21 protein-coding genes are annotated in these 21,596 nt (G+C 71.4%); 15 read left to right on the top strand and 6 right to left on the bottom strand.

Annotated elements, in window-relative coordinates; genetic code table 11:
- The first annotated feature begins 8 nt into the window (after positions 1-8).
- From BR70_RS0118285 to BR70_RS0118270, 4 genes are read left to right on the top strand one after another with little or no spacing between them, the layout of a single operon-like run.
- Positions 9-968, top strand: a complete 960-nt coding sequence (locus tag BR70_RS0118285) for an ABC transporter permease (RefSeq protein WP_027467218.1) — start codon at positions 9-11, stop codon at positions 966-968.
- Positions 965-1,858 carry an ABC transporter permease gene (locus BR70_RS0118280; RefSeq protein ID WP_027467217.1) on the top strand — a complete coding sequence of 298 codons (894 nt, stop codon included), beginning with the start codon at positions 965-967 and terminating at the stop codon, positions 1,856-1,858. Before BR70_RS0118285 ends, BR70_RS0118280 begins: the two co-directional genes overlap by 4 nt.
- A complete protein-coding gene (locus BR70_RS0118275; RefSeq protein ID WP_027467216.1) occupies positions 1,858-3,543 on the top strand; it encodes a dipeptide ABC transporter ATP-binding protein in 1,686 nt (561 codons plus the stop codon). Before BR70_RS0118280 ends, BR70_RS0118275 begins: the two co-directional genes overlap by 1 nt.
- The gene (locus BR70_RS0118270) at positions 3,540-4,463 is read left to right on the top strand and encodes an ROK family protein (protein WP_027467215.1); all 924 of its coding nucleotides are present in this window, start codon (positions 3,540-3,542) and stop codon (positions 4,461-4,463) included. The genes BR70_RS0118275 and BR70_RS0118270 overlap by 4 nt, the downstream gene beginning before the upstream one ends.
- Positions 4,464-4,478: 15 nt before the next feature.
- On the opposite strand, the gene BR70_RS0118265 is transcribed toward BR70_RS0118270, so the two are convergent.
- A complete protein-coding gene (locus tag BR70_RS0118265; protein ID WP_081827475.1) occupies positions 4,479-5,195 on the bottom strand; it encodes a type 1 periplasmic-binding domain-containing protein in 717 nt (238 codons plus the stop codon).
- Between the two features lie 122 nt (positions 5,196-5,317).
- On the opposite strand from BR70_RS0118265, the gene BR70_RS0118260 reads away from it, so the two are divergent.
- The 3 genes from BR70_RS0118260 (at position 5,318) to BR70_RS0118250 (ending at position 10,466) form a co-directional block, all read left to right on the top strand.
- The gene (locus tag BR70_RS0118260) at positions 5,318-6,604 is read left to right on the top strand and encodes a HupE/UreJ family protein (RefSeq protein WP_155896956.1); all 1,287 of its coding nucleotides are present in this window, start codon (positions 5,318-5,320) and stop codon (positions 6,602-6,604) included.
- Positions 6,605-6,742: 138 nt separating this feature from the next.
- Entirely contained in the window at positions 6,743-8,878 is a 2,136-nt protein-coding gene (locus BR70_RS21830) for an Ig-like domain repeat protein (RefSeq protein WP_081827474.1), read from the top strand.
- A 337-nt stretch (positions 8,879-9,215) separates the two neighbouring features.
- Positions 9,216-10,466 carry an ice-binding family protein gene (locus BR70_RS0118250; protein WP_081827473.1) on the top strand — a complete coding sequence of 417 codons (1,251 nt, stop codon included), beginning with the start codon at positions 9,216-9,218 and terminating at the stop codon, positions 10,464-10,466.
- Between the two features lie 193 nt (positions 10,467-10,659).
- On the opposite strand, the gene BR70_RS0118245 is transcribed toward BR70_RS0118250, so the two are convergent.
- Positions 10,660-11,397: a GAF and ANTAR domain-containing protein gene (locus tag BR70_RS0118245; protein ID WP_027467211.1), complete on the bottom strand. Its 738-nt coding sequence runs from the start codon at positions 11,395-11,397 to the stop codon at positions 10,660-10,662.
- Positions 11,398-11,561: 164 nt separating this feature from the next.
- Here BR70_RS0118245 and BR70_RS0118240 point away from each other — a divergent pair, with 164 nt between their 5' ends.
- On the top strand, positions 11,562-12,713 hold the full coding sequence (locus tag BR70_RS0118240; protein WP_027467210.1) for a fatty acid desaturase family protein: 1,152 nt from the start codon (positions 11,562-11,564) through the stop codon (positions 12,711-12,713).
- Positions 12,714-12,781: 68 nt separating this feature from the next.
- The gene (locus BR70_RS0118235; RefSeq protein WP_035809726.1) at positions 12,782-13,717 is read left to right on the top strand and encodes a diacylglycerol/lipid kinase family protein; all 936 of its coding nucleotides are present in this window, start codon (positions 12,782-12,784) and stop codon (positions 13,715-13,717) included.
- On the opposite strand, the gene BR70_RS21825 is transcribed toward BR70_RS0118235, so the two are convergent.
- Entirely contained in the window at positions 13,714-14,427 is a 714-nt protein-coding gene (locus BR70_RS21825) for a GAF and ANTAR domain-containing protein (protein ID WP_051597124.1), read from the bottom strand. The two genes, BR70_RS0118235 and BR70_RS21825, sit on opposite strands and share 4 nt — an antisense overlap.
- Before the next feature lie 199 nt (positions 14,428-14,626).
- On the opposite strand from BR70_RS21825, the gene BR70_RS0118225 reads away from it, so the two are divergent.
- From BR70_RS0118225 to BR70_RS0118200, 5 genes are all read left to right on the top strand, one after another.
- Complete coding sequence (locus BR70_RS0118225) at positions 14,627-15,358, top strand: S1 family peptidase (RefSeq protein WP_027467208.1); 732 nt, start codon at positions 14,627-14,629, stop codon at positions 15,356-15,358.
- Positions 15,359-15,504: 146 nt separating this feature from the next.
- Positions 15,505-16,392, top strand: coding sequence for an SDR family oxidoreductase (locus tag BR70_RS0118220; RefSeq protein WP_027467207.1), 888 nt, complete (start codon positions 15,505-15,507; stop codon positions 16,390-16,392).
- Positions 16,393-16,412: 20 nt separating this feature from the next.
- On the top strand, positions 16,413-16,712 hold the full coding sequence (locus BR70_RS21820) for a Dabb family protein (protein ID WP_197019675.1): 300 nt from the start codon (positions 16,413-16,415) through the stop codon (positions 16,710-16,712).
- A 399-nt stretch (positions 16,713-17,111) separates the two neighbouring features.
- A complete protein-coding gene (locus BR70_RS0118205) occupies positions 17,112-17,780 on the top strand; it encodes a hypothetical protein (RefSeq protein WP_027467205.1) in 669 nt (222 codons plus the stop codon).
- Between the two features lie 43 nt (positions 17,781-17,823).
- On the top strand, positions 17,824-18,243 hold the full coding sequence (locus BR70_RS0118200; RefSeq protein ID WP_027467204.1) for a Rid family hydrolase: 420 nt from the start codon (positions 17,824-17,826) through the stop codon (positions 18,241-18,243).
- 43 nt (positions 18,244-18,286) lie between these two features.
- On the opposite strand, the gene BR70_RS0118195 is transcribed toward BR70_RS0118200, so the two are convergent.
- The 3 genes from BR70_RS0118195 to BR70_RS0118185 form a co-directional block, all read right to left on the bottom strand.
- Positions 18,287-18,787 (bottom strand): hypothetical protein, encoded by a 501-nt coding sequence (locus BR70_RS0118195; protein ID WP_027467203.1) that lies wholly within the window; start codon positions 18,785-18,787, stop codon positions 18,287-18,289.
- A 20-nt stretch (positions 18,788-18,807) separates the two neighbouring features.
- Entirely contained in the window at positions 18,808-19,605 is a 798-nt protein-coding gene (locus tag BR70_RS0118190) for an L-threonylcarbamoyladenylate synthase (RefSeq protein ID WP_027467202.1), read from the bottom strand.
- Between the two features lie 309 nt (positions 19,606-19,914).
- A complete protein-coding gene (locus BR70_RS0118185; RefSeq protein WP_027467201.1) occupies positions 19,915-20,757 on the bottom strand; it encodes a helix-turn-helix transcriptional regulator in 843 nt (280 codons plus the stop codon).
- Between the two features lie 101 nt (positions 20,758-20,858).
- On the opposite strand from BR70_RS0118185, the gene BR70_RS0118180 reads away from it, so the two are divergent.
- Positions 20,859-21,542, top strand: coding sequence for an SDR family NAD(P)-dependent oxidoreductase (locus BR70_RS0118180; RefSeq protein WP_027467200.1), 684 nt, complete (start codon positions 20,859-20,861; stop codon positions 21,540-21,542).
- The last annotated feature ends 54 nt before the right edge of the window (positions 21,543-21,596 follow it).

The following is a 21,596-nucleotide window of genomic DNA, read 5'->3' as shown; positions in this document are numbered from 1 at the left end:
GAAGCCGCATGACCACAGCTCTCTACCTCACCAGGCGCGTCCTGCAGGCGCTCGCGGTGATCCTCATCGTCACCGTCGTGGTGTTCTGCCTGCTGCACGCGCTGCCCGGTGGCCCCGCCCGCGGCGTGCTCGGCGTCTCCGCGACCCCGACGCAGATCGCCCAGTTCAACCAGGCGCAGGGCCTCGACCAGCCGCTGCCCGTGCAGTACCTGCGGTTCCTCGGTCGTCTGCTGACCGGCGACCTCGGTACCTCGTACACGCTCAACGAGCCGGTCTCGCAGCTCATCGCCGAGCGCCTGCCGAAGACCCTCGTGCTCACCGGCATCTCCGCGGTGCTCGGACTCGTCGTCGCGATCCCGGTCGGGATGCTCCAGGCGGCCCGCCGCAACGGTGCGGTCGACTACGCGGCCACCGCCCTGGCGTTCGTCTTCTACTCGACGCCGGCGTTCTTCCTCGGCCTCGTCCTGATCATCGTCTTCAGCCAGCAGCTGCCGTGGCTGCCGTCCCAGGCCCCGAGCGGCACCACCCTCGCCGAGGTGTTCCAGGACCCCGCCGGACTCGTGCTGCCCGTGGTGACCGGAGCCCTCGCGATGATCGCGGTGTTCAGTCGGTACATGCGCGCCTCGACGCTCGAGAACCTGCAGGAGGACTACGTCCGCACCGCCCGTGCCGGCGGCGCCTCGACCGCGACGATCCTGCGACGGCACGTGTTCCGGAACTCGCTGACCCCGGTCGTCGCGATGCTCGGGTACTACCTGCCGGTGCTGTTCGGCGGCGCCCTGGTGACCGAGCAGCTGTTCAACTACCCCGGCATGGGGCTGCTGTTCTGGAACGCCGCACAGTCCTCCGACTACCCGACGCTGCTCGGCTGCGTGCTCGTCATCTCCATCGCGACCGTCATCGGCACCCTGCTCGCCGACGTCGCACAGTCCTTGATCGATCCCCGAGTGAAGGCGAGCCGCGCATGACCGCCGTCCAGATGGCCCCCGAAGCCCCTGGTGCCCCCGTCACCGTCGCGGCCACCGGGTTCCGGCTCGCCGCCCGACGGTTCCGGGGCAACACCCTCGCCGTGATCGGCCTCGCCCTGATCGTCGTCATCGTGCTGTTCTGCTTCGTCGGCCCGTTCGTGTACCCGACCGACCAGACCCACACGCTGCTCGAGCAGGCCAACCAGGGCCCGAGCGCCGCGCACTGGCTCGGCACCGACGCCGTCGGCCACGACGTCCTCGGCCGCCTGATGTACGGCGGCAAGGTCTCCCTGATGGTCGGCATCGCCGCCGGGGTCCTGGCCACCGTCGTCGGCACGCTGTGGGGTTCCGTCGCCGGGTACGTCGGCGGCTGGGTCGACGCGCTGATGATGCGCGTCGTCGACGCCGGCATCGCGATCCCGGCCCTGTTCATCCTGCTCGTCATCTCGGCGATCACGAACCCCGGGGTCGGCGGCCTCATCGTCATCCTCGGCCTGGTGTCGTGGCTCGTGCCGTCCCGCCTGATCCGCGCCGAGACCCTGACGCTCAAGAACCGCGACTACGTCCTGACACTGCGCGCGATCGGCGGCTCGCACGCCCGCGCGATCGGCAAGCACCTGCTGCCGAACTCGGTGTCGACGATCGTCGTCGCGGCGACGTTCCAGGTCGCCGACGCGATCCTGCTGGTCGCCTACGTCTCGTACCTCGGGCTCGGCGTGCAGCCGCCCGCGACGGACTGGGGCGGCATGCTCTCGGCGGGTCTCACCGCCGCCTACTCCGGACGCTGGTGGCTCATCGTGCCGCCGGGTCTGGCCGTGATCCTGGTCGTCTGCGCGTTCAACGCGGTGGGCGACGGACTGCGGGACGCCTTCGACGTACGGGGCCGCTGATGACGACCGAACCGATCCTGCGGACGACCGACCTCGGCGTCTCCTTCAGCACCGAATCCGGCACCGTCGACGCCGTTCGGGGGGTGTCCCTGTCGGTCGCTCCCGGCGAGACCCTCGCCCTGGTCGGCGAGTCCGGCTCCGGCAAGTCGACCGTCGCCCTCGCCGCGATGGGCCTGCTCTCCGGCAACGCGACAGCGTCGGGCAGCGCCGTCGTCGCCGGCCACGAGGTCGTCGGCGCCGGCGAACCCGCGCTCCGGGCACTGCGCGGCTCGACCGTCTCGATGGTCTTCCAGGAGCCCGCGACCGCCCTCGACCCGCTCACCCGCGTCGGTGCCCAGATCGCCGAGGTGATCCGGAACCACCGGGACGTCTCCGCGTCCGCCGCCGCGGCCGAGGCCGTCGACCTGCTCCGTCGCGTCGGCATCCCCGACCCCGAGTCGCGCACCCGGTCGTTCCCGTTCCAGCTGTCGGGTGGGCAGCGCCAGCGCGTGGTCATCGCGATGGCGATCGCGAACGCGCCGAAGCTCCTCATCGCGGACGAGCCGACCACGGCCCTCGACGTGACGGTGCAGGCCGAGATCCTCGAGCTCCTCCGTGCGCTCGCCGTCGAGACCGGCACCGGTGTGCTGCTCGTCACGCACAACATGGGTGTCGTCGCGGACTTCGCCGACCGGGTCGCGGTGATGCTCCAGGGCGAGATCGTCGAGACCGGCGGGGTCGAGGACGTCCTGCTCCGCCCCGAGCACGAGTACACCAAGCGGCTGCTCGCCGCGGTGCCGCGGCTCGACGTGGCGGGCGATCGTCCGTCGGCTCCCGTCGCCGACACACAGACCGAGACGGCCGGGAGGCCCGGTGCGGCCCCGGTGGTCGACCTGCGGGACGTCTCGGTGACGTTCGGGCGCGGGGCGCGCGCCGTCCACGCGCTCGCGGGCATCGACATCGCGGTGCACGCCGGTGAGACCGTCGGCCTGGTCGGCGAGTCCGGCTCCGGCAAGTCGACCGCGGCCCGGGTCGCGCTCGGGCTCATCAAGCCGACGTCCGGCACGGTGTCGCTGTTCGGGCAGGACCTGCGGACCGCGAAGGGGCGTGACCGTCGTGCTCTCCGCTCCGGCATCGGCGTCGTGCTGCAGGACCCGGTGGCGTCCCTCGACGCCCGGATGTCCGTGGCCGAGTGCATCGCGGAACCCCTCGCCGTGCACCGTCGCGGGATGTCCTCGGCCGACCGCCGTCGCCGCATCGACGAGGTGCTCGACGCCGTCCGGCTGCCGCGGACCCTGGCGTCCCGTGCCCCGCGCGAGCTCTCCGGCGGGCAGCGCCAGCGGGTCTCGCTCGCCAGGGCGCTGGTGCTCGAACCGCGGTTGCTCGTCGCCGACGAACCGACCTCGGCGCTCGACGTCAGCGTGCAGGAGACCGTGCTCGAGGTCCTCGGCGAGCTGCAGGACGACCTGGGGTTCGCGTGCCTGTTCGTCTCGCACGACCTGGCCGTCGTGCAGCACTTCGCCGAGCGCGTCGTGGTGATGCGCTCGGGCGTCGTCGAGGAGCAGGGCACCACCGGCACGACCCTCCTGCACCCCACCACCGACTACACCCGGCGGTTGCTCGCCGCGGTACCGGTGCCCGACCCCGTGCTGCAACGGCAGCGTCGGACGGCGCGCCTCGCCTCGCTCGCGGCGGTGACCGCGTGACCCGGGTCCTGGCCGGGGTCGACGTCGGCGGCACCAACACGAAGGTCGTCCTGACCACGCCCGACCTCGAGGTCATCGACCGCCTCGACCTGCCGACGCCCGCCCACGCGGGCGGGGCGGCGATCGTGACGGCCGCCCTCGGGGCCGTGACGGGTCTGCTCGAGACGCACCGGGCCTCCTTGGCGGGTGTCGGGGTGGGCGCGGCCGGCGTCGTCGACCGGACCACGGGGACCGTCCTGGTCACCGGCAACTCGTTCACCGGCTGGGCGGGGTACGGCGTGACCCGGGCGGTGACGGACGCCCTCGGCGTCCCCGCGACCCTCGACAACGACGTGAACGCGTTCCTGCTCGGCGAGATCGCCACCGGCGCGGTCGTGGGAGAGTCCGACGTGCTCGGGATGACCCTCGGCACCGGGGTCGGCGGCGCGCTCGTGCTCGACGGACGGCTCTTCGCCGGCCCGCGCGGTGCCGCGGGTGAGATCGGCCACGTCCCCGGCTTCGGCGATGCCCGGTGCACCTGCGGGCAGACCGGGCACCTGGAGACCATCGCCGGCGCACGCGGCATCGCCGACCGCTACGCCGAGCGCTCCGGCCGGATGCTCTCGGCACGGGACGTCGCCGTCGCCGCACGCGGCGGGGATGCCGACGCGGCGGCCGTCTTCGCCACCGCTGGGTGGGGCCTGGCCCGTGCCGCACTGCTGACCGCGGGGATCCTCGACGTCACGACCGTCCTGATCGGCGGGGGGATCGCACGGTCCTGGGACCTGCTCGAACCGGCCATCACGGCGGCGATCGCCGCGGAACCGCCGGTCAGCGGGGCGACGATCCGGCTCGCACAGTCGACGCTCGGGTCCGACGCCGTCGCACTCGGTGCGGCGGCGCAGGTGCGAGCGCGCGTGCTGGAGCCGGAGACCGCGTAGCGGGGGAGCGCCCGGTCAGGGCACCCAGACGACGATGCCGCGCAGGTCGTGGAGCACGGCGGCGAGCCCGGCGCGCAGACCACGGGCCGCGCGGTCCTCGGTGAAGGTCCCGGGGTCGTAGTGGCTCGACGGGCCGAGGCCTTCGCCGCGGAACCCGCCGCCCGTCCAGTCCGCCGCCGTGACGTTCGACGTCGGCTCGGCGATCTCGGCACCGACGACCAGGAACTGCTGGTGGAGCGCGGTCGGCGAGACGGCCGCGAGCGGGTCGACCATGTGGTTGCCGACGGTGATGACCAGGTCGGGCTCGGCGTCGACGGCGCGCAGGACCGCGGCGATGCGGTCGTCGGCGTCCTTCGCCGAGACGGGGGTGACGGTGACGTCCTCGTCCGCGGCCCACGACTCGACGGCGTCGAGCAGGGTCCGGGTCGGGGCGTCGGCGGCGTCACCGGCGTCGGAGAGCAGCACGACGTCGTAGCCGGCGGGGGCGTGCACACCGGACCACGAACCGGGCTCCGGGTGGATGGTGGCCTCGGGAGCCGGCGGCTGGTCGGGGTCCGAGAACCCGGCGCCCAGGACCCCTGCCGAGGCGTGCGCCGACGCGGTCGCCGTCGGGCCGGTGCCGCCGGTGGTGCCGTCTGACGCCCCGGAGCAGCCGGCCAGCAGGACGGCGCCGGCACCCGCGAGGGCGACGGCGGTCAACAGGACGGTCGTCCGGGTGGCGAGGCGGGTCACGGAACCATGCAAGCACGCCCGCCGGCCGCCCCGGGCCGGGCGGGGGACCTGTCCAACACCCGTCCCGTTGCTGGTCACCGGCTGTTCACCTGCCGGTCGCCTGCGGGCCGGATCGTCTGCGCGTGCCCTCCGGAACCACCGCCGCGCTCCTGCGCGCCCGCCCTGCCCACTCGTCTCCCGCGTCCGCGCTCGTCGCACGGGTCGTCGCCGCGCTCGTGCTGCTCGGGGTGGTCGTGATCGGTGTGCTCGCGGGCGCGGCACCGGCATCGGCGCACGGGTTCAGCTCGGTGGTCCACGCCGACGTCACGTCCACGAAGCCGACGGTCGTGCAGGCGAAGCTCGGGCTCGAGTACGACCTGATGCTCGTCTCGGTGGCCACGAGCGAGCACGACGACGCGCTGCACGAGCAGGGGCAGAAGGCCTGGGACGACGGGGACTTCCCCGGGATGGTGACGGCTGCCGAGGCGCACACCGACGCGATCGGGAAGTACGTGTTCGACCGCTTCACGGTGACCGGAGCCGGCGGGCAGGCCTGCACGGGCACGCTCGACGACGCCGTCACGGTCGACCTGCAGGACGAGGTGCCGTACGCCCACGTGACCGCGGACTTCACGTGCCCCGAACCGTCCGAGACGCAGTCCGGGCACGTGGTGTCGTCCGAGCTGTTCCCGGACGACGAGACCTTCGTGCGCGACACCAAGACGATCGTCACCTACGACGTCGACGACCGGACGGGTTCGGCCACCCTCGACGCCTCGCAGCGCACGTTCTCGACCGAGCAGTCGGCGGGGGAGCGCTTCTGGGAGTTCTTCCGTCTCGGCGCCGAGCACCTGCTGACCGGGATCGACCACATCCTGTTCCTCGTGGCGCTCATCGCCGGGTCGCGTCGACTGCGCGAGGTCGTCTACACGGCGTCCGCGTTCACGATCGCCCACTCGATCACGTTCATCCTCGCCGCCCTCGGAGTGGTCAGCCCGCCCGCGATCGTCGTGGAGCCGCTCATCGCCCTGTCGATCGCCGCGGTCGCCGGCTGGTACCTGTGGCGGCTCTGGCGTCGTCGATCTCGGGCCGACGAGCTGGTGGTCGGCGAGCACGGACACTTTTCGCTCGACCGCGCCGGGTGGACCCGCCTGGCCGTCGTCTTCGCGTTCGGGCTCATCCACGGGCTCGGGTTCGCCGGGGCGCTGGGCATCCACGAGGCGTTCTCGTGGCAGCTGCTCGTCTCGCTCCTCATCTTCAACGTCGGGATCGAGGCCGTGCAGCTCGCGATCATCGTCATCGTGTTCCCGCCGCTCGCACTGCTGCGGCGGAAGGCGCACCGGGTGTCGCTCTGGGTGACGGGTGCCGTGACCGCCGGCGTGTTCGTGATGGGGATGATCTGGTTCGTCGAACGGCTGGCTGCGGGCTGACGCTCGCCGTGGACCCGCTGACAGGTCGAGCTCGTTCCTGAACGGCGACGAACTGTCACTCAGCGTTTACCAAGACGTTTTGCAGTGCATGCAGAGTCTTCCGTGCTGCACCATCCCACGTCTGAGAAACGGACCCACATGAGTCTCCTGTCCGGCGCCCCTACCCGGCGCAGAACCACCACCCTCCGCGTCTGCGGAGCCGTCCTCGGGGCGGCGCTCATCGCCGGTGCCTCGATGGTCGGGACGAACGCCGCCACCGCTGCGACGAACACCCCCACCACCAACATCTCGACCGGTGGCCCGATCCACGTCCTGCTCGGCGTCGGCGCGACCGAGAGCCAGCGCATCGCCTCGTGGTACTTCCCCACGAACGTCGCGCAGTCGCTCGAGATCCAGAAGACCGCGTCCATGACGGACGGGGTCTTCACCGACGCCAAGCAGACGATCGCCGCCTCGGAGGCCGCGAACACCGCGGCCGACACGAGCGCGACCGACTCGAACACCAAGAGCATCCCCGGCATCGCCGCCGAGTCGGGCTACATCAACGCCCACGCGACCATCTCGGCCCTCGAGCCGAACACCTCGTACACGTACCACGTCGGTGCGGCGGACGGTTCGGCCTGGTCCGCGTCGTACACCTTCACCACGAAGAGCTTCTCCGGCGACTTCGACTTCCTGTTCTTCGGCGACCCGCAGATCGGATCGTCGGGCTTCACCGACGACGACGGCGCCGGCTGGGCGGACACGCTCAAGTACGCCACGTCGACCGAGCCGGACGCCGAGCTCCTGGTCTCCGGTGGCGACCAGGTCGAGCACGCCAACAACGAGTACGAGTGGGGTGCGTTCGCCGACAGCAGCGACGTGCTGAAGCGCTACCCGTGGGCGTCGACCATCGGCAACCACGACGTGGGCGGCAAGGCCTACGAGCAGCACAACCAGGTGCCGAACTCCCTGAAGGTGCCGGACTTCTACCCGGGCGGCAACACGACCGCGAACTCGGGTGGCGACTACTGGTACATGTACAAGGGCGTCCTGTTCATCGACATCAACTCGAACGCCTACGCGGCCGGTTCGGACGCTGCCCACGTGAACTACGTGCGCGACGTCATCACCCGTCACGGCGACGACGCGAAGTGGACCACGCTGGTCTACCACCACTCGATCTACTCGCCCGCCGATCACGCGAACGACAAGGACAACCAGCAGCGCCGGTTCGACTTCACGCGCTCGTTCTCGGACATGGGCGTCGACCTCGTCCTGCAGGGCCACGACCACTCCTACTCGCGCAGCTACGCGATCAAGAACGGCAAGAAGGCCAACGTCAACGAGCAGCCCGCTGCTCCCGACGTCTTCTCCGGCCCCGGCGGCGTCATCTACATGACGGCGAACTCGGCCTCGGGCTCGAAGTACTACGACCTCACCACCCCGGACGCCACCCAGGGCGGCTACGGCTCGGACCCGCTCGACCCGACGGGTCAGCGTCACTTCGCCAACTCGGTCGAGAACCAGGAGCACGTCCGCACCTTCGTGAAGGTCTCGGTCACCGACGACAAGCTCGCCGTCGAGAACATCCGTGCCAGCGACTGCACGACGCTCAACTCGGCGGTGCAGCACGGCAAGGTCGACAGCTGCGGCGTGACGCTCCAGCCGACGGCGACGGCCGACCCGGCTGCGATCGGTTCGACGGTCGACAAGTTCAACCTGCACGCCACGCTGCCGAAGACGACCACCACGCTCTCGGTGTCGGCTGCGACGCAGACGTACCGCACCAAGACGCCCGCCACGGTCACCGCGACCATCGGCGGCGGGGTCGGTGCCCAGCAGGGCACCGTGACCTTCCGTGACGGCAAGACGGTGCTCGGGACCGCTCCGGTGAAGAACGGCACGGCCAGCATCACGCTGCCGAGCGCTCTCGCCATCGGCAAGCACTCGGTGACGGCCTCGTTCGTGAACGCCGACACGACCTACTCGGGCACGGACTCGACGACGGCCAAGGCGACGACGGTGACCGTTTCGAAGGCCCCGTCCCGTGCCGTCCTGCAGTACAGCGGCGGGAAGGCGAGCGTGCAGGTCGGCGCCACCGGCTTCCGGGTCGACGGCACCGTGCGGATCTACGAGGGCTCGAAGCGCCTCGCCGACGTCAAGGTGTCGCACGGCACGAACACCTCGGCGCTCAAGCTGAAGAAGGGCACGCACAAGCTGCACGCCGTCTTCCTCGGCACCTCCGAGATCGCCACGAGCACCAGCCCGACCATCACGGTCGTCATCAAGTAGCACCAGGCACGAGCAAGGGCCCCGCGATCCCGATCGCGGGGCCCTTCGCCGTGCGGCCGGGGGTGGGCGCCCTGTCCTACCCGGGACCGGCGCCGCACCGGCTGACGGGAGACCCGAACTCCCTACCCGGCCGCTGGTGAGAGCGACCGGTCAACCTGTGGTGAGCATGCGCCCACTGGCCGGGATCGCCTAGACGGCCAGGTCAATTGCCAGGCTTTGAGCGAATGTTCAGACATTACTAGGTAATTGCTCTGGAGAAGCGCATACTTCGAGCCACCGAGAATGCGCGCTCGTCGCCGACGTCACCCCGCCTCTCCTTGCAGGAAGAGGCCGGACCATGCAGGCTCGCCATCTCCGACGAAGTTCCCTCCTGGTCGTGTCGGCCGCCGCCGTCGCGCTGATCACCCTCGGCACCGGTGGTGGGGCATCGGCCGCCACAGTCATCGACGGCCCCGTCAACCTCGGCACCGCCTCGACCTACGGCGTCCTCGGCGCGAGCGCGGTCACGAACACCGGCCCCTCCGTGATCAACGGCGACCTCGGGTTGTCGCCGGGGACGTCCATCACCGGCTTCGGTGGCGCACCGAACGGCGTCGTCAACGGCACCACGCACCAGACCGACGCCGCAGCCGCACAGGCCCAGCGCGACACCACCACCGCGTACAACGTCGCCGCCTCGCTCTCCCCGACGCAGACGGGTCTGACCGAGCTGAACGGCCTCTCGCTCTCACCCGGCGTGTACTCCGGCGGCGCCCTCGCCCTGGCGAACAACGGTGCGCTGACCCTGGCCGGCAGCGCGAACTCCGTGTGGGTGTTCCAGGCCGCGTCGACCCTGACGATCGGGTCCGCCAGCCAGATCGTGATCACCGGCGGTGCCAGCTCGTGCAACGTGTTCTGGCAGGTCGGCAGCTCCGCGACCGTCGGCACCGGCGCCCAGTTCCAGGGCACCGTCCTGGCGCAGCAGTCCGTGACCGCCACCACCGGCGCGACCGTGCAGGGCCGACTGCTTGCCCGCACCGGCGCAGTGACCCTCGACACGAACACGATCACGGCATCGAACGGCTGCCCCGCGCCGGGCACCCCGTCCGAGTCGCCGACCATCACCTCGGGCACCCCGTCCGACGGCACCGTGGACGTGCCCTACTCGTCCACCGTGACCGCGACCGGCACCCCGAACCCGACCTTCACCGCCACGGGCCTGCCCGAGGGCCTGACGATCGACAGCACCACCGGCGTCATCTCCGGCACCCCGACCACCCCGGGCACGTCGACCGTGACGATCACCGCGTCGAACGGGACCAGCCCGGACGACACCAGCGTCGTCACGATCACCGTCCGCGCCCCGGCCCCGGTGCCCACCGCGACGCCCACTCCGACGGCACCCGCAGTGGCACCCACCGGCACCCCGAGCGGCCCCGCAGGCGCCGGCGGTGGTGGCGGCGGCGGAACCGGCCAGCCCACCGGTGAGCTCGCGTTCACCGGCTCGGACCCGACCGTCCCGCTGAGCATCGCCGCCGCGCTGCTCGCCGCGGGTGCGACGCTCATGGTCCTGCTGCGTCGTCGCCGTCGCACCGTCGGCCGCATCTGATCAACCCGCACATCCTCACGGCCCCGCGACCCTGGTCGCGGGGCCGTCTGCGTGCCGTCGCCGGCCCTGCGGTCGGTCCACGTGCCCGTATACCTGGAGGCATGCCGACCGGTCGTGTCTTCGACGACGTGTCACGGGCCTCCCGGCTCGTCGAGGACGACCTGGTCGTTGCCGGGGCGTCCCGAGGGAACCCTCAGGACGCTCCGGCCCCGATGAGGTCGGCGAGCGGGACGTCGTCTCGTGCCACGGCTGCGGCGACCTGGCTCAGCGAGCGCTGGTGTGTGCGGGCGTAGCGACGGATCATGCCGAAGGCCTCCTCGACGTCAACCCCGGCCGCACGTGCGAGGTACCCCTTGGCCTGTTCGATGGCGACCCGGCTGTCGAGCGCGCGCTGGAGCTGCTCCGCGGTGAGCGTCGCGTGCTCGAGGGTCCGTTGCTGCAACAGGCTGATGGTCGCGACGTCGGCGAGGGCCTGCGCGGCTCGGGCATCGGCGCCGTTCAGCGCTCCCTCCGTCTCGCGGAACAGGTTCAGCGACCCGACGGTGGTGTCCCGCAGCCGGAGCGGGATGGCATGGACGCCCGCGTAGCCGCGAGCCCTCGATGCCTCGGCGAACCGGGGCCAGTGCTGCCGCAGGTCGTCGGCGTTCTCCGAGGTCACCAGCCGACCGGTGGTCACGGCGGTGATGCAGGGCCCCTCACCGGCGTTGAGCTGGAGCAGACCGATGAAACTGCTGCGCTCGCTCGTCGACGCGACGACGCGCAGCTCGTCCTGCTGGTCGAGCAGGTGGATCGCGCCCGCGGCGGCGTCGAACAACTCCACTGCCCGGTCGACCAGCGTCTGCAGGACGTCGACCACGTCGTAGTCCGCCACCAGGCTGTCGGTGAGGGTCACGAACGTCTCGACCAGTCGTGCTTCGCGTACCTCGGTCATGTGGAGCGGTCCTTCCGTCGAGCAGGCGGGACAACCGTAACCGAGCAGCGGACACGCGGACCTGTGGCTTGCACCCGGGAGCGCGGCGGCTCTAGCGTTGGAGCAGCTGCCCCAGACCCCGGCCGCCGGAACGTTCCGCCATTCCGATGACGACCAGGGAATCCATGACGACGCAGCACGCCGGTACCAGCCCGCAGCGGGAGACCAGCTCGAAACCCCTCGCCGGCGGCTACCGGAAGACCGGCTCTCCGGTCGGACCCCGGACCGGCGGCACCTCGTCCTACTCCGCGCTGTTGGCGCAGGTGAAGGAAGCCGGGCTGCTCGAGCGACGTCGGGGGTTCTACTGGGCGCTGTTCTCCGCGCTCGTCGTGGCGACGGCCGCGTGCTGGGTCGTGTTCGCGTTCCTCGGTGACTCGTGGTTCCAGCTCATCGTGGCCGGTGCGCTGGGTGTGCTGTTCACACAGTTCGCGTTCCTGTCGCACGAAGCCGCCCACCGTCAGGTGTTCGAGTCCCAGAAGTGGAACGACCGCGCGGGCCGCTGGCTCGGCACGTTCCTGGTGGGCCTGAGCTACTCGTGGTGGATGAACAAGCACACGCGCCACCACGGCAACCCGAACACGGTCGGCAAGGACCCGGACATCGCCCCGGACGCGATCCGGTTCCTGCCCGAGGACGCCGCCGCCGTCAAGAACGGGCCGCTCCGGGTGTTCGTGCAGTACCAGGGCTGGTTGTTCTTCCCGTTGCTGACGCTCGAGGGGATCAACCTGCACCGAGCCGCCGTCATGTCGGTGCTCCGGGGCACCGGCGGCCGCAGCGACACCCGGGGACGGGTCCTCGAGGGCACCCTGCTCGTGGCGCGGTTCGCGATCTACCTGACGGTCGTGTTCTGGTTCCTGCCGTTCGGGATGGCGTGCGCGTTCCTCGGCGTGCAGCTGGCCGTGTTCGGCGTGATGATGGGCGCCTCGTTCGCCCCGAACCACAAGGGCATGCCGACCATCGCCCACGACGCCAAGGTCGACTTCTTCTCCCGCCAGGTGCGCACCTCGCGCAACATCCGCGGCGGCTGGTGGGTGTCGTTCCTGATGGGCGGGCTGAACTACCAGGTCGAGCACCACCTGTTCCCGTCGATGCCGCGTCCGGCGCTGAAGCAGGCCCGCCTGCTCGTCCGTGACCACTGCGACACCCTCGACGTGCCCTACACCGAGACCACGCTGCTGCGTTCCTACGGCATCGTCGTCCGGTACCTCAACCGCGTCGGCCTCGCCGCCCGCGACCCCTTCGTCTGCCCGATGATCACCGAACTCCGGATCCACTGAGCCACGCCCTGCCCCGCCCCGTGCCGAACCTCCCGAACGACGCCCACCAGCTGCGAGCAGCGGTGGTCGTGAACCCGACCAAGACCGACCAGACGCGCCTCCGAGGGGTGCTCGCCGCCGAGGAGCGCGCCCACGGATGGGCCGAGTCGCTCTGGTTCGTCACGAGTGCCGACGACGACGGACGGGCGGCTGCACGGGCCGCGCGCGACGCCCACCCGAGCGTCGTCCTCGTCGCCGGCGGGGACGGCACGCTCCGGGTCGTCGCCGAGGAACTCCGCGGCACCGGGACGCCGGTGGCGCTCGTCCCCAGCGGCACCGGCAACCTGTTCGCACGGAACCTCGGGCTGCCCCTCGGTGACCTGGTGCGCTCCGTCCGTGCGGGGTTCAGCGGGACGGACCGCCCGATCGACGTCGGGCTGGCCGACCTGACCGACCCGGCGGGTACCACGACGTCGCACGCGTTCCTGGTGATGACCGGCATCGGGCTCGATGCGAGCATGGCGGCGGACACGAACGCGTGGGTGAAGAAGCGGTTGGGGTGGGTCGCCTACTCGGACCCCATCGCCCGGTCCGTGATCGGCAACCGGCAGATCCCGGTGCACCACGGGATCGACGACGGCCCGCTCCGCAGCATGAGCGCACACACGATCATCGTCGGGAACTGCGGCACCCTGACCGCGGGCATCCTGCTGCTCCCCGCGGCCCGCCCGGACGACGGGATCCTCGACGCCGTGGCGTTCCGGCCGGCCGGGTGGTTCGGCTGGACCAAGGTCGGGTACGCCCTGACGCTCAACCGGTTCTTCGCGCGCACCCGGTTCGGGCGGCTCCTGGCCCGGGTGCTGCCGACCTCGCGTGCGCTCCGGTACACCCGGGCACGGACGCTGCGGCTGACCGTCGACACCCCGGAGCGTGTGCAGCTCGACGGCGATGCGTTCGGCGAGGTGGTCGCGGTGTCGCTCACCACGCACCACCACGGCCTGGTGCTCCGGACGGAACCGGTCTAGCCGGTGCTGCCGAGGTCGGCACCCCGGTGCACGACGTCCTCGGCCATGGCCCGGATCCCGTGACCCGCGCCGGCAGCAGCACGTCGCAGGATCTGGAACGCCTCGTCAATCCGGATGCCACGGCGGTAGGCGAGTGCGCCCTTGGCCTGTTCGAGGAGCACCCGGGCCTCGAGCGCGTCCTCGACCTGTTCCTCGATCGTGGTCGACACCCCGCGGTCGCGCTGTCGGACCAGGGCAGCCGAAGCCGCGTCGGCGAGCAGCTGGAGCAGCACGACGTCCTGGTCGCTGTGCCCGCGGGTGTGGTCGGCGAAGACGCACAGGGAGCCGATGGTCCGGTCCCGCAGACGGATCGGCTCGGCGAACGTGCCGTGCAGCCCGCGTTCACGCATCGTCGCCGCGAACGCCGGCCACTCCGACTCGTGCGTGGACACGTCGGGCACGTCGATCGTCTCGCCGTTCCGGTAGCAGTCGAGACACGAGCCCTCGTTCGTCCCGAGCTGCGCTTCTTCGGCCTCGGTGCTGCGCTCGCTCGTCGAGGCGATGACCTGCAACGCACCGGACCGGTCCGCGAGCACGACCCCCGCCTCCGTCGCCGAGGTCCCCTCCACGCACGCCGCGATCACACGGTCCATGGCGTCGAGCACCTCGAGGTCGGTGTCCAGAGCCGGCACCAACCGATCCGGCAGGTTGATCGCGTCACTGGTCGTCATGCTTCGACGCTACGACCAGACCGATGGCGCACGGCTCAGCCAGTTCGCGTAGCGGACGACGGCCAGCAAGCCCGCGATGACCCTCCCGGCAGCCGCGTCCGTCGAAGTGCGGACTGGTGCGACCCCCGGACAGGGGGTCAGGATGACGCATCAGTTGCACAGAGCAACTGGCAGGTGCTTCACCGACAGAGGAGTCGTCATGAAGAAGTCCATCGCAGCCGCGTTCGCCGCGGTCGCCGTCATCACCGCCGGCGTGTTCGCCGCTTCGCCCGCGTCCGCGCTGCCCGTCAGCACGAAGGTCGTCGGCGGCGAGAAGGCCCCCACCACCTCGTGGGCGGTGCAGCTCGAAGCCTCGGGCGGGAGCATCCCCGCAGGCTACGTCAGCAACTGCACCGGCGAACAGCTCAACGCCTCGTGGATCCTCACCGCCCGGCACTGCATCGACGGCATCGGCGCGATGAACGTGTACCACTCCAACTCCACCGTCAACCGCGGCGCGGCCGTCGCCGTCGACCGGGTCAGCACCTCGCCGGCGGGTGACATCGCGCTCGTGCACCTGCGGACCGCCTACTCGCTGTCCACCTACGCACCCCTCGACCTCACCGCGACGGCCAAGTCGAGCGGCACCGGCACCATCCAGGGCTACGGTCTGCGCGCCAACGCGACCCAGTCCGACGGCCTCTACCAGGCCACCGTCTCGCTCACCGGCGCGAGCACCGACGCCTTCGGCGGTCGTGCCCAGCACCTCACCGGCGTGACCGGCGCCTCGAACCACGGTGACTCGGGCGGCCCGCTGCTCGTGAACGGCAAGGTCGTCGCCGTCTGCTCCACCGGCGACAGCGCCGACCCCGGCGCGAACACCAAGGCCGGCTCGAACTACGCCCTGCTGTCGCAGGCCTCGTCCTGGATCCGCACCACGGCCGGCGTCTGAACCACCTGACGCCACTGGAGGCGCGGTGTCAGCTGGCACCGCGCCTCCCGTCCGTCCCCGCCCGTCTCCAGAACCGGTGTCGCCTGCTCGGCGTCCGTCACCCACCAGCTGAGCGCCCGTGCGGGCGCTGCGACGACAGTGGGGCCATGAGCCAGTACGAGAAGCGCGATCCGAACACCCTCTACCCGGCACCGCCGTACCCGAAGCAGGAGCAGTCACTGCCGGGCGCCGCGTGGAAGATGGACCCGAAGCCCGACCACGGCGAGGAGAGCTACACAGGGCTCGGACGGCTGAAGGGGTACCGCGGCATCGTCACCGGTGCCGATTCCGGCATCGGCCGTGCCGCCGCCATCGCCCTGTCGCGCGAAGGTGCGGACCTGGTGCTCTCGTACCTGCCGGACGAGCAGGAGGACGCGGAACAGGTCCGCGACCTGCTCGAGTCCGAAGGCCGTCGCGCCGTGCTGTTCCCCGGGGACATCTCGGACGAGCAGTACTGCACGGACCTGGTGCAGAAGGGGGTCGACGAGTTCGGCGGCCTCGACACCCTGGTCATGGTCGCGGGGCGCATGGAGAGCAACGAGGACATCCTCACGCTCGACACGTCGATGTTCGACTCCACCTTCAAGACCAACATCTACTCGCTGTTCTGGCTGACCAAGGCTGCGGTGCCGCACCTCGAGCCCGGGTCGACCATCGTGACGACCGGTTCGATCCAGGCGTCGACGCCCTCGCCGGACAAGATCGACTACGCCGTGTCGAAGGGCGCGATCAAGCTCTTCACCGAGGCCGTCGCGCAGCAGCTCGCGCCGAAGGGCATCCGCGTGAACTCCGTCGCGCCGGGGCCGGTGTGGACGCCGCTGCAGCCGGGTTCCGACGACGCCGAGACGGTGTCGCACTTCGGTGAGAGCTCGCCGTTCGGTCGCCCGGGCCAGCCCGCCGAGCTCGGTGCCGCCTACGTGCACCTGGTCAGCCCGGAGTCGAGCTACCAGTCCGGGTCGACGATCACGATCGCCGGTGGGACGCCGGCGTTCTGATGTTCGAGGAAGGGGACCACGTGTCTGGAGTGACGCACACCGTGCTGGTCGAGTGGGAGGGGGAGGACCGGTCGTCCGAGGCGTCGGCCCTGTCACGTGAGCACCTGCCACGGATCGAGGGGGTCGAGTCGGTGCAGTCCGGCACGAGCGTGAGCACCGAGGGGCTGGAGGGCGGGTTCCACTGGATGCTCGTCGTCCGGTTCCGCGATCGTGCGGCGCTCGCCGGGTACCTGCCGCACCCGGAGCACCGGCCGGTGGCCGAGTTCATCGGTGCGGCGAGTGCGCGGGTCGTCGTGTTCGACGTCGAGGACGCCGACTGACCGCTGCGGCGGAAGCTGTGTAACGCTCTGGTTGCGATGGCGGTCGAGGGGTTCCGTCGTTCGTGGAGCCTCGACGTACGGTGGACCGGCCATCGCAACGGCGCGGGGGTCATCGGCCGGTGCTGCGGCTCTTCGGAGCCCGCGCCGGTCGGGTCCCCGCCTTGCGGGCGGGGGCCGTTCGACGTCCGCCGACGGAGGGAAACAGACGATGCCCGGTAACCCGAACCCGTTCGTTCACGACGGCGCGAAGATCCTGCTCGGCGAGGCGGGAGCGGCGCAGTGCGACGAGTGCGGTGACGCTGTCCGGCTCGACCCGCGGATCGGCAGCTGGCGGGCGGTGCAGCAACCCGGTCCCCAACTCCCGCCTGACCGGCAGCGGCGCAGTGTGGCGGGTGCCGCGTGAGCGGCCTCGTCCGGACCGCCGGCGTGGCCCTGGGGCTCGTCGCGGCGGTGGCGCTGACCGCCTGTTCCGGTTCACCGGCCGCGACGCCGACCCGCACCGTGACGGCGACCGCGACGCCGGAGGCACCGGCCGACACCGGTACTCCGACCCCGACCGCTCCCGCGACGGACACAGCGTTCAGCTTGTCGGATCCCGCGACCTGGACCATCTCGACCGACGAGGTCGGACCGATCGCCCTCGGTGGCGCAGTACAGGGCGAGATCGACGACCTGGCAGCCGCCTACACCCGGAGTACGGATGCGTGTCCGGCCAGCCCGGAGACGACGTTCTGGGAGCGAGCCGACGCCCCCGGCCTCATCGTCATCCCCCGCGACGGCAAGGTCGCCGGGGTGACCATCGGTGGGGTGGGGGCGGACCCGGTGACGACGAACTCGCCTGAGACCGACGCCGGGATCGGCATCGGAGCGCCCCTGACCGAGGTGCGGTCCGCGTACCCGGACCTGCAGTACACCGGGACCTACGGTGAGGAGCAGGGCCCGTACTCGATGTGGAGCGTGCAGGCTGACGGACGCTACATGACGTTCCAGCTCGGGACGGACGGCGGCACGGTCGCTGCGATCTGGGTGGGGTCGGTCGCGAAGCTGCCGTACGAGTACTGCGCCTGAAGCGTTCGCAGGTCAGAACGTCGCTGCTGGCAGGATGACGGGCATGGCCAGCGCTGTCCGTCTCATCCGGTCCGACGTCCTGAGCGACGCGGCGCAGTACGCGTACGCATCGACCGTGCCGGCCGGGACCCGGCTCGTTTTCCTCGCCGGGGCCTGCCCGCTCGAACCGGACGGGTCCACGGCGGCGGTCGGGGACTACGCGGGGCAGGCGGCGCGGTGCATCGAGACGATGCGGGAGGCACTCCGAGCCGCCGGTGCGTCGATCGAGGACGTCGTGAGCACCCGGGTGCTCGTGGCGTCCTCGCGGCAGGCCGACCTCGTCGCCGCATGGCAGGTGGTGCGCGATGCCTTCGGCGCGCACGACGTGCCGAGCACCCTGCTCGGGGTCACGGTGCTCGGCTACGACGACCAGCTGGTCGAGATCGAAGCCGTCGCGGCCGTCGCCGAGGGGCAGCCCGCGTGACGGCGCGGGCTGTCGAGGCCCCGCGCTCCCTCGCGCGCTCGCCTCAGAAGCCCGGACCCGCCTTGACCAGGGCGATGCCGACACCGACGAGCGCGAGGACGAGGCCGGCCACGAACGTCCGCGGGGACGGGTTCTCCCCGCGGAGCCTGGCCACGACGGGCCCGAGGAGGGCGAGCCGGACCACGAGGTACGCGATCGCGATGATCTCGGCCGCGAGCCCGGATGTGCCGGTCAGCCAGGCGTAGGCGAGGACAGCAGCCGGCAGGAAACCGGAGGTGAGGACGGGCAGCGAATCCCGGAGCTCGGCGCGGACGGTCTCCCCGGTGAGGCGGTGGTCACTCCGCGCACGGCGGCCGACCGACTCGGCGAAGGTGTGTGCGAGGAAGGTCGAGAACGCGGTGGCGAGGACGTACCAGAGCCCCCGACCGCTCTCGGCGGTGTCCGGGACCATCGGTGCGATCGTGCCGAGGATCACGATGTTGCCGTACACGAACGCGGTGATGCGGCTCGAGGCGTCCTCACGCGACAGGCGGTTCCTGCCCACGGAAGTCCTCTCCTGCGGGCTCAGTAGTACTCACCCTGCCGGTAGTCCCAGCTCGTGAACGTGTCGGCGAGCAGTGCCATGATCCGGTCGACGTCGAGCCCCTTGCGGATGAGCGTCGGTGCGGGGACGACCGATCGACGTCCGTCCTGCAGCGGGATCAGGGTCCCCGTGCTGTCGACCATCGACACCATGACGCCCTGCTCGTACCGGGTCTCGGCACTCTGCTCCGGCTGGATGGACGCGACGTAGTCGTCCGCCTCGACGATCACGTCGGCGCGCTCGGCGATGCGCTCGCCGATCCCGTCCACCACGCCGCGGTTGCCGGTACCCGACGGGTTGGCGGAACTCGCGAAGGCGAACCTGCCGTGCTCGGTCCAGAGTTCGCGGGCGGCGAGCTCACCGGGGACGCCGAACTTGATGACGAAGCAGGACGTTCCGCGGGTGTCCATCATGAGTTCGTCGGAGCCGTCCGTCGGCAGTGCCGCTCGACCCTCGTCGCTCCAGGGCAGGATGCACCCGAGCAGGATGTCCTCGTCCCAGCACCGCTGGTACAGGGCGTCGATCTCAGGGGTGAGCTGCGCGATGCTCCGAAGCATCTCGAGGGAGCTCACGAGCACGACGCCCGGCTTGTTGCGGTTGCGTTCCTTCGCGTCGAACTTCCGCTCCAGACCCGCGCGGTCCGAGGTCATCAGGATGTAGCCGACCTTGGTGGGGACCACCGCCAGCCCGCCGTCGTGCAGCAGGGCGTCCACCGCACTGCGCGGCACACCACCGGTCCAGTGCACCCGGTTCATGCTGACCTGCGTGTCGTCGTTCATGCCAGTCCTCGTCCCACTCATGAGCCAGACGATCGTCTGACAGCGGGAGCCTAGGGACGGCGTCTGAGCCGGACAAGGGCGAGGGGTGTGACCTGTGGGCCTTCTCCGGAGGGTTCAGGCGGGCTCGCAGCGAGCGAGCGAGCGAACGGCCGCGGCTGGCCGGTGCCGAGCCGTGCACAACCACTGAGCCGTACACAACCAAAGTGCATCCGAGCCACGTGGTCGCGTGGTTCGAGGTCACTTTGGTTGTGCGACGCCGCCGGACGCCGGCCGACGGCCGGCCGCCCGGCCCCCGCCGCAGCCCCCCGCTCACCCCACCAACGACTGCATCCCCACCACGATCGCCAGGGCCAGCCGCTCCGCGTCCACCGACCCGGGCTCGGCCGTGTACGCCAGGATCCGCAGGTCCTCCGGTCCGACGACCAGGGTGTCGCAGTCGAGCGTGATCCGCCCGACGTCCGGGTGGTCGATCACCTTCCGGCGGGCGGTCACGCCGAGCACGGTCGCGCCCGAGTCCCACAGCTCGACGAACCGCGGGCTCGCCGCCCGCAGGTCCCGCACGAGCTGCTGCAGCTGGCGGTCGAGCGGGTAGCGGGCCGCGGTCATCCGGAGCCCGGCCACCAGGTTCGCCTCGAAGGCTGCCTGCTCCTCGGGCGTGTGCACGGCTCGGCTGCCGGACCCGACCAGGTGCCGCCACGCGGTGTTCCGGTCGTTCCCGCGGAGTGCCCCGATCGGCCCCATCAGCGCGTCGTACGGGGCGTTGGCGACGAGCAGGTTCCCCGCGGCGTCGAGCACCGCGACGGGGGTGTCCGCCAGTCGGTCGAGCAGCCGCTGCACGCTCGGCGGGATCCGCGACGGCACCACCTCGGCACCGGGGACCGCGTGCCCGGCGAGCCGGTAGAGCAGCTCGCGGTCGGCATCGGCGACCCGCAGCGACCGCGCGAGCGCCTCGACGACCTGGGCGGACGGCGAGGTCGCCCGCCCCTGCTCGAGCCGGGTCAGGTAGTCGGCCGAGATCCCCGCGAGGCCGGCCAGCTCCTCACGCCGCAGGCCGGTCGCGCGCCGACGCGGCCCGACGACCACGCCCGCCGCCTCGGGGGAGACGTGGTCGCGCAGCCGCCGCAGGGTGTGCCCGAAGTCCGTGTCCGCCATGTCCCCAGTCTGCGCGCGACGGGCGACCGGGTCCTGGCCCTGCCGGTCCTACGACAACCGGGTGACTCCCTGCGGTCGTCGCCGAGCGTGACGCTGGACCCATGACAACGACACTCATCACCGGGGCCACCCGCGGCCTCGGCAGGGAAACCGCCCGCCAGCTCGTCGAGGCGGGCCACACCGTCTGGATCGGGGCCCGGGACGCCGACCAGGGCGCCGCGGTCGCCGCCGAGATCGGCGCCCGCTCCGTCCAGCTCGACGTCCGCGACGACGACTCGGTCGCCGCGGCCTTCGCCCACGTCGACGCGAACGGCGGACTCGACGTGCTGGTCAACAACGCCGGCATCGCCGTCTGGGGGCAGAGCGGGCCGGACGCACTCGCCGTCTTCGACACGAACGCCGTCGGCACCATCCGCGCGACCGAGGCCGCGCTGCCGCTCCTGTGTCGCTCCGCGAACCCGATCGTGGTGAACCTGTCGAGCGCGCTCGGCTCCTTCACCGCCACCCACGACCCGTCGAAGCCCGCGTTCACCGTGCCGGCCGTGGTCTACGGCGCGTCCAAGGCCGCCGTCTCGATGCTGACGGTGCAGTACGCACGTGTCGTGCCCGAGGTGCACTTCGTCGCGATCGAGCCCGGCTACACGGCCACCGAGTTCGGTGGCATGCCGAACCCGCACGGTCGCCCCGTCGAGGTCAGCGCCGCGACGATCGCGGCCGCCGCGAGCGCGGGCCCGGAGGGCCCCACCGGTGTGTTCCTGGAGGACGGCCAGACGCTCGGGTGGTGACGTCGTGACGGCCTGGAGGCCCGTGCCGGCGCCGCCACGGGCCTCCAGGCCGTC

Origin of the sequence: Curtobacterium sp. UNCCL17 (assembly GCF_000686685.1) — a bacterium.
Taxonomy (GTDB): Bacteria; Actinomycetota; Actinomycetes; order Actinomycetales; family Microbacteriaceae; genus Curtobacterium; species Curtobacterium flaccumfaciens.
The sequence above is the reverse complement of the archived record's forward strand: the minus strand, read 5'-3'. Positions and strand labels throughout refer to the sequence as shown.

What these genes read in the sequence shown, in the direction of transcription:
- BR70_RS0118285 (WP_027467218.1), top strand. Translation starts at nt 9, where the DNA reads ATGACCACAGCTCTCTACCTCACCAGGCGCGTCCTGCAGGCGCTCGCG.
- BR70_RS0118280 (WP_027467217.1), top strand. Translation starts at nt 965, where the DNA reads ATGACCGCCGTCCAGATGGCCCCCGAAGCCCCTGGTGCCCCCGTCACC.
- BR70_RS0118275 (WP_027467216.1), top strand. Translation starts at nt 1,858, where the DNA reads ATGACGACCGAACCGATCCTGCGGACGACCGACCTCGGCGTCTCCTTC.
- BR70_RS21830 (WP_081827474.1), top strand. Translation starts at nt 6,743, where the DNA reads ATGAGTCTCCTGTCCGGCGCCCCTACCCGGCGCAGAACCACCACCCTC.
- BR70_RS0118250 (WP_081827473.1), top strand. Translation starts at nt 9,216, where the DNA reads ATGCAGGCTCGCCATCTCCGACGAAGTTCCCTCCTGGTCGTGTCGGCC.
- BR70_RS0118245 (WP_027467211.1), bottom strand. Translation starts at nt 11,397, where the DNA reads ATGACCGAGGTACGCGAAGCACGACTGGTCGAGACGTTCGTGACCCTC.
- BR70_RS0118240 (WP_027467210.1), top strand. Translation starts at nt 11,562, where the DNA reads ATGACGACGCAGCACGCCGGTACCAGCCCGCAGCGGGAGACCAGCTCG.
- BR70_RS21825 (WP_051597124.1), bottom strand. Translation starts at nt 14,427, where the DNA reads ATGACGACCAGTGACGCGATCAACCTGCCGGATCGGTTGGTGCCGGCT.
- BR70_RS0118225 (WP_027467208.1), top strand. Translation starts at nt 14,627, where the DNA reads ATGAAGAAGTCCATCGCAGCCGCGTTCGCCGCGGTCGCCGTCATCACC.
- BR70_RS0118220 (WP_027467207.1), top strand. Translation starts at nt 15,505, where the DNA reads ATGAGCCAGTACGAGAAGCGCGATCCGAACACCCTCTACCCGGCACCG.
- BR70_RS0118200 (WP_027467204.1), top strand. Translation starts at nt 17,824, where the DNA reads ATGGCCAGCGCTGTCCGTCTCATCCGGTCCGACGTCCTGAGCGACGCG.
- BR70_RS0118190 (WP_027467202.1), bottom strand. Translation starts at nt 19,605, where the DNA reads ATGAACGACGACACGCAGGTCAGCATGAACCGGGTGCACTGGACCGGT.
- BR70_RS0118185 (WP_027467201.1), bottom strand. Translation starts at nt 20,757, where the DNA reads ATGGCGGACACGGACTTCGGGCACACCCTGCGGCGGCTGCGCGACCAC.
- BR70_RS0118180 (WP_027467200.1), top strand. Translation starts at nt 20,859, where the DNA reads ATGACAACGACACTCATCACCGGGGCCACCCGCGGCCTCGGCAGGGAA.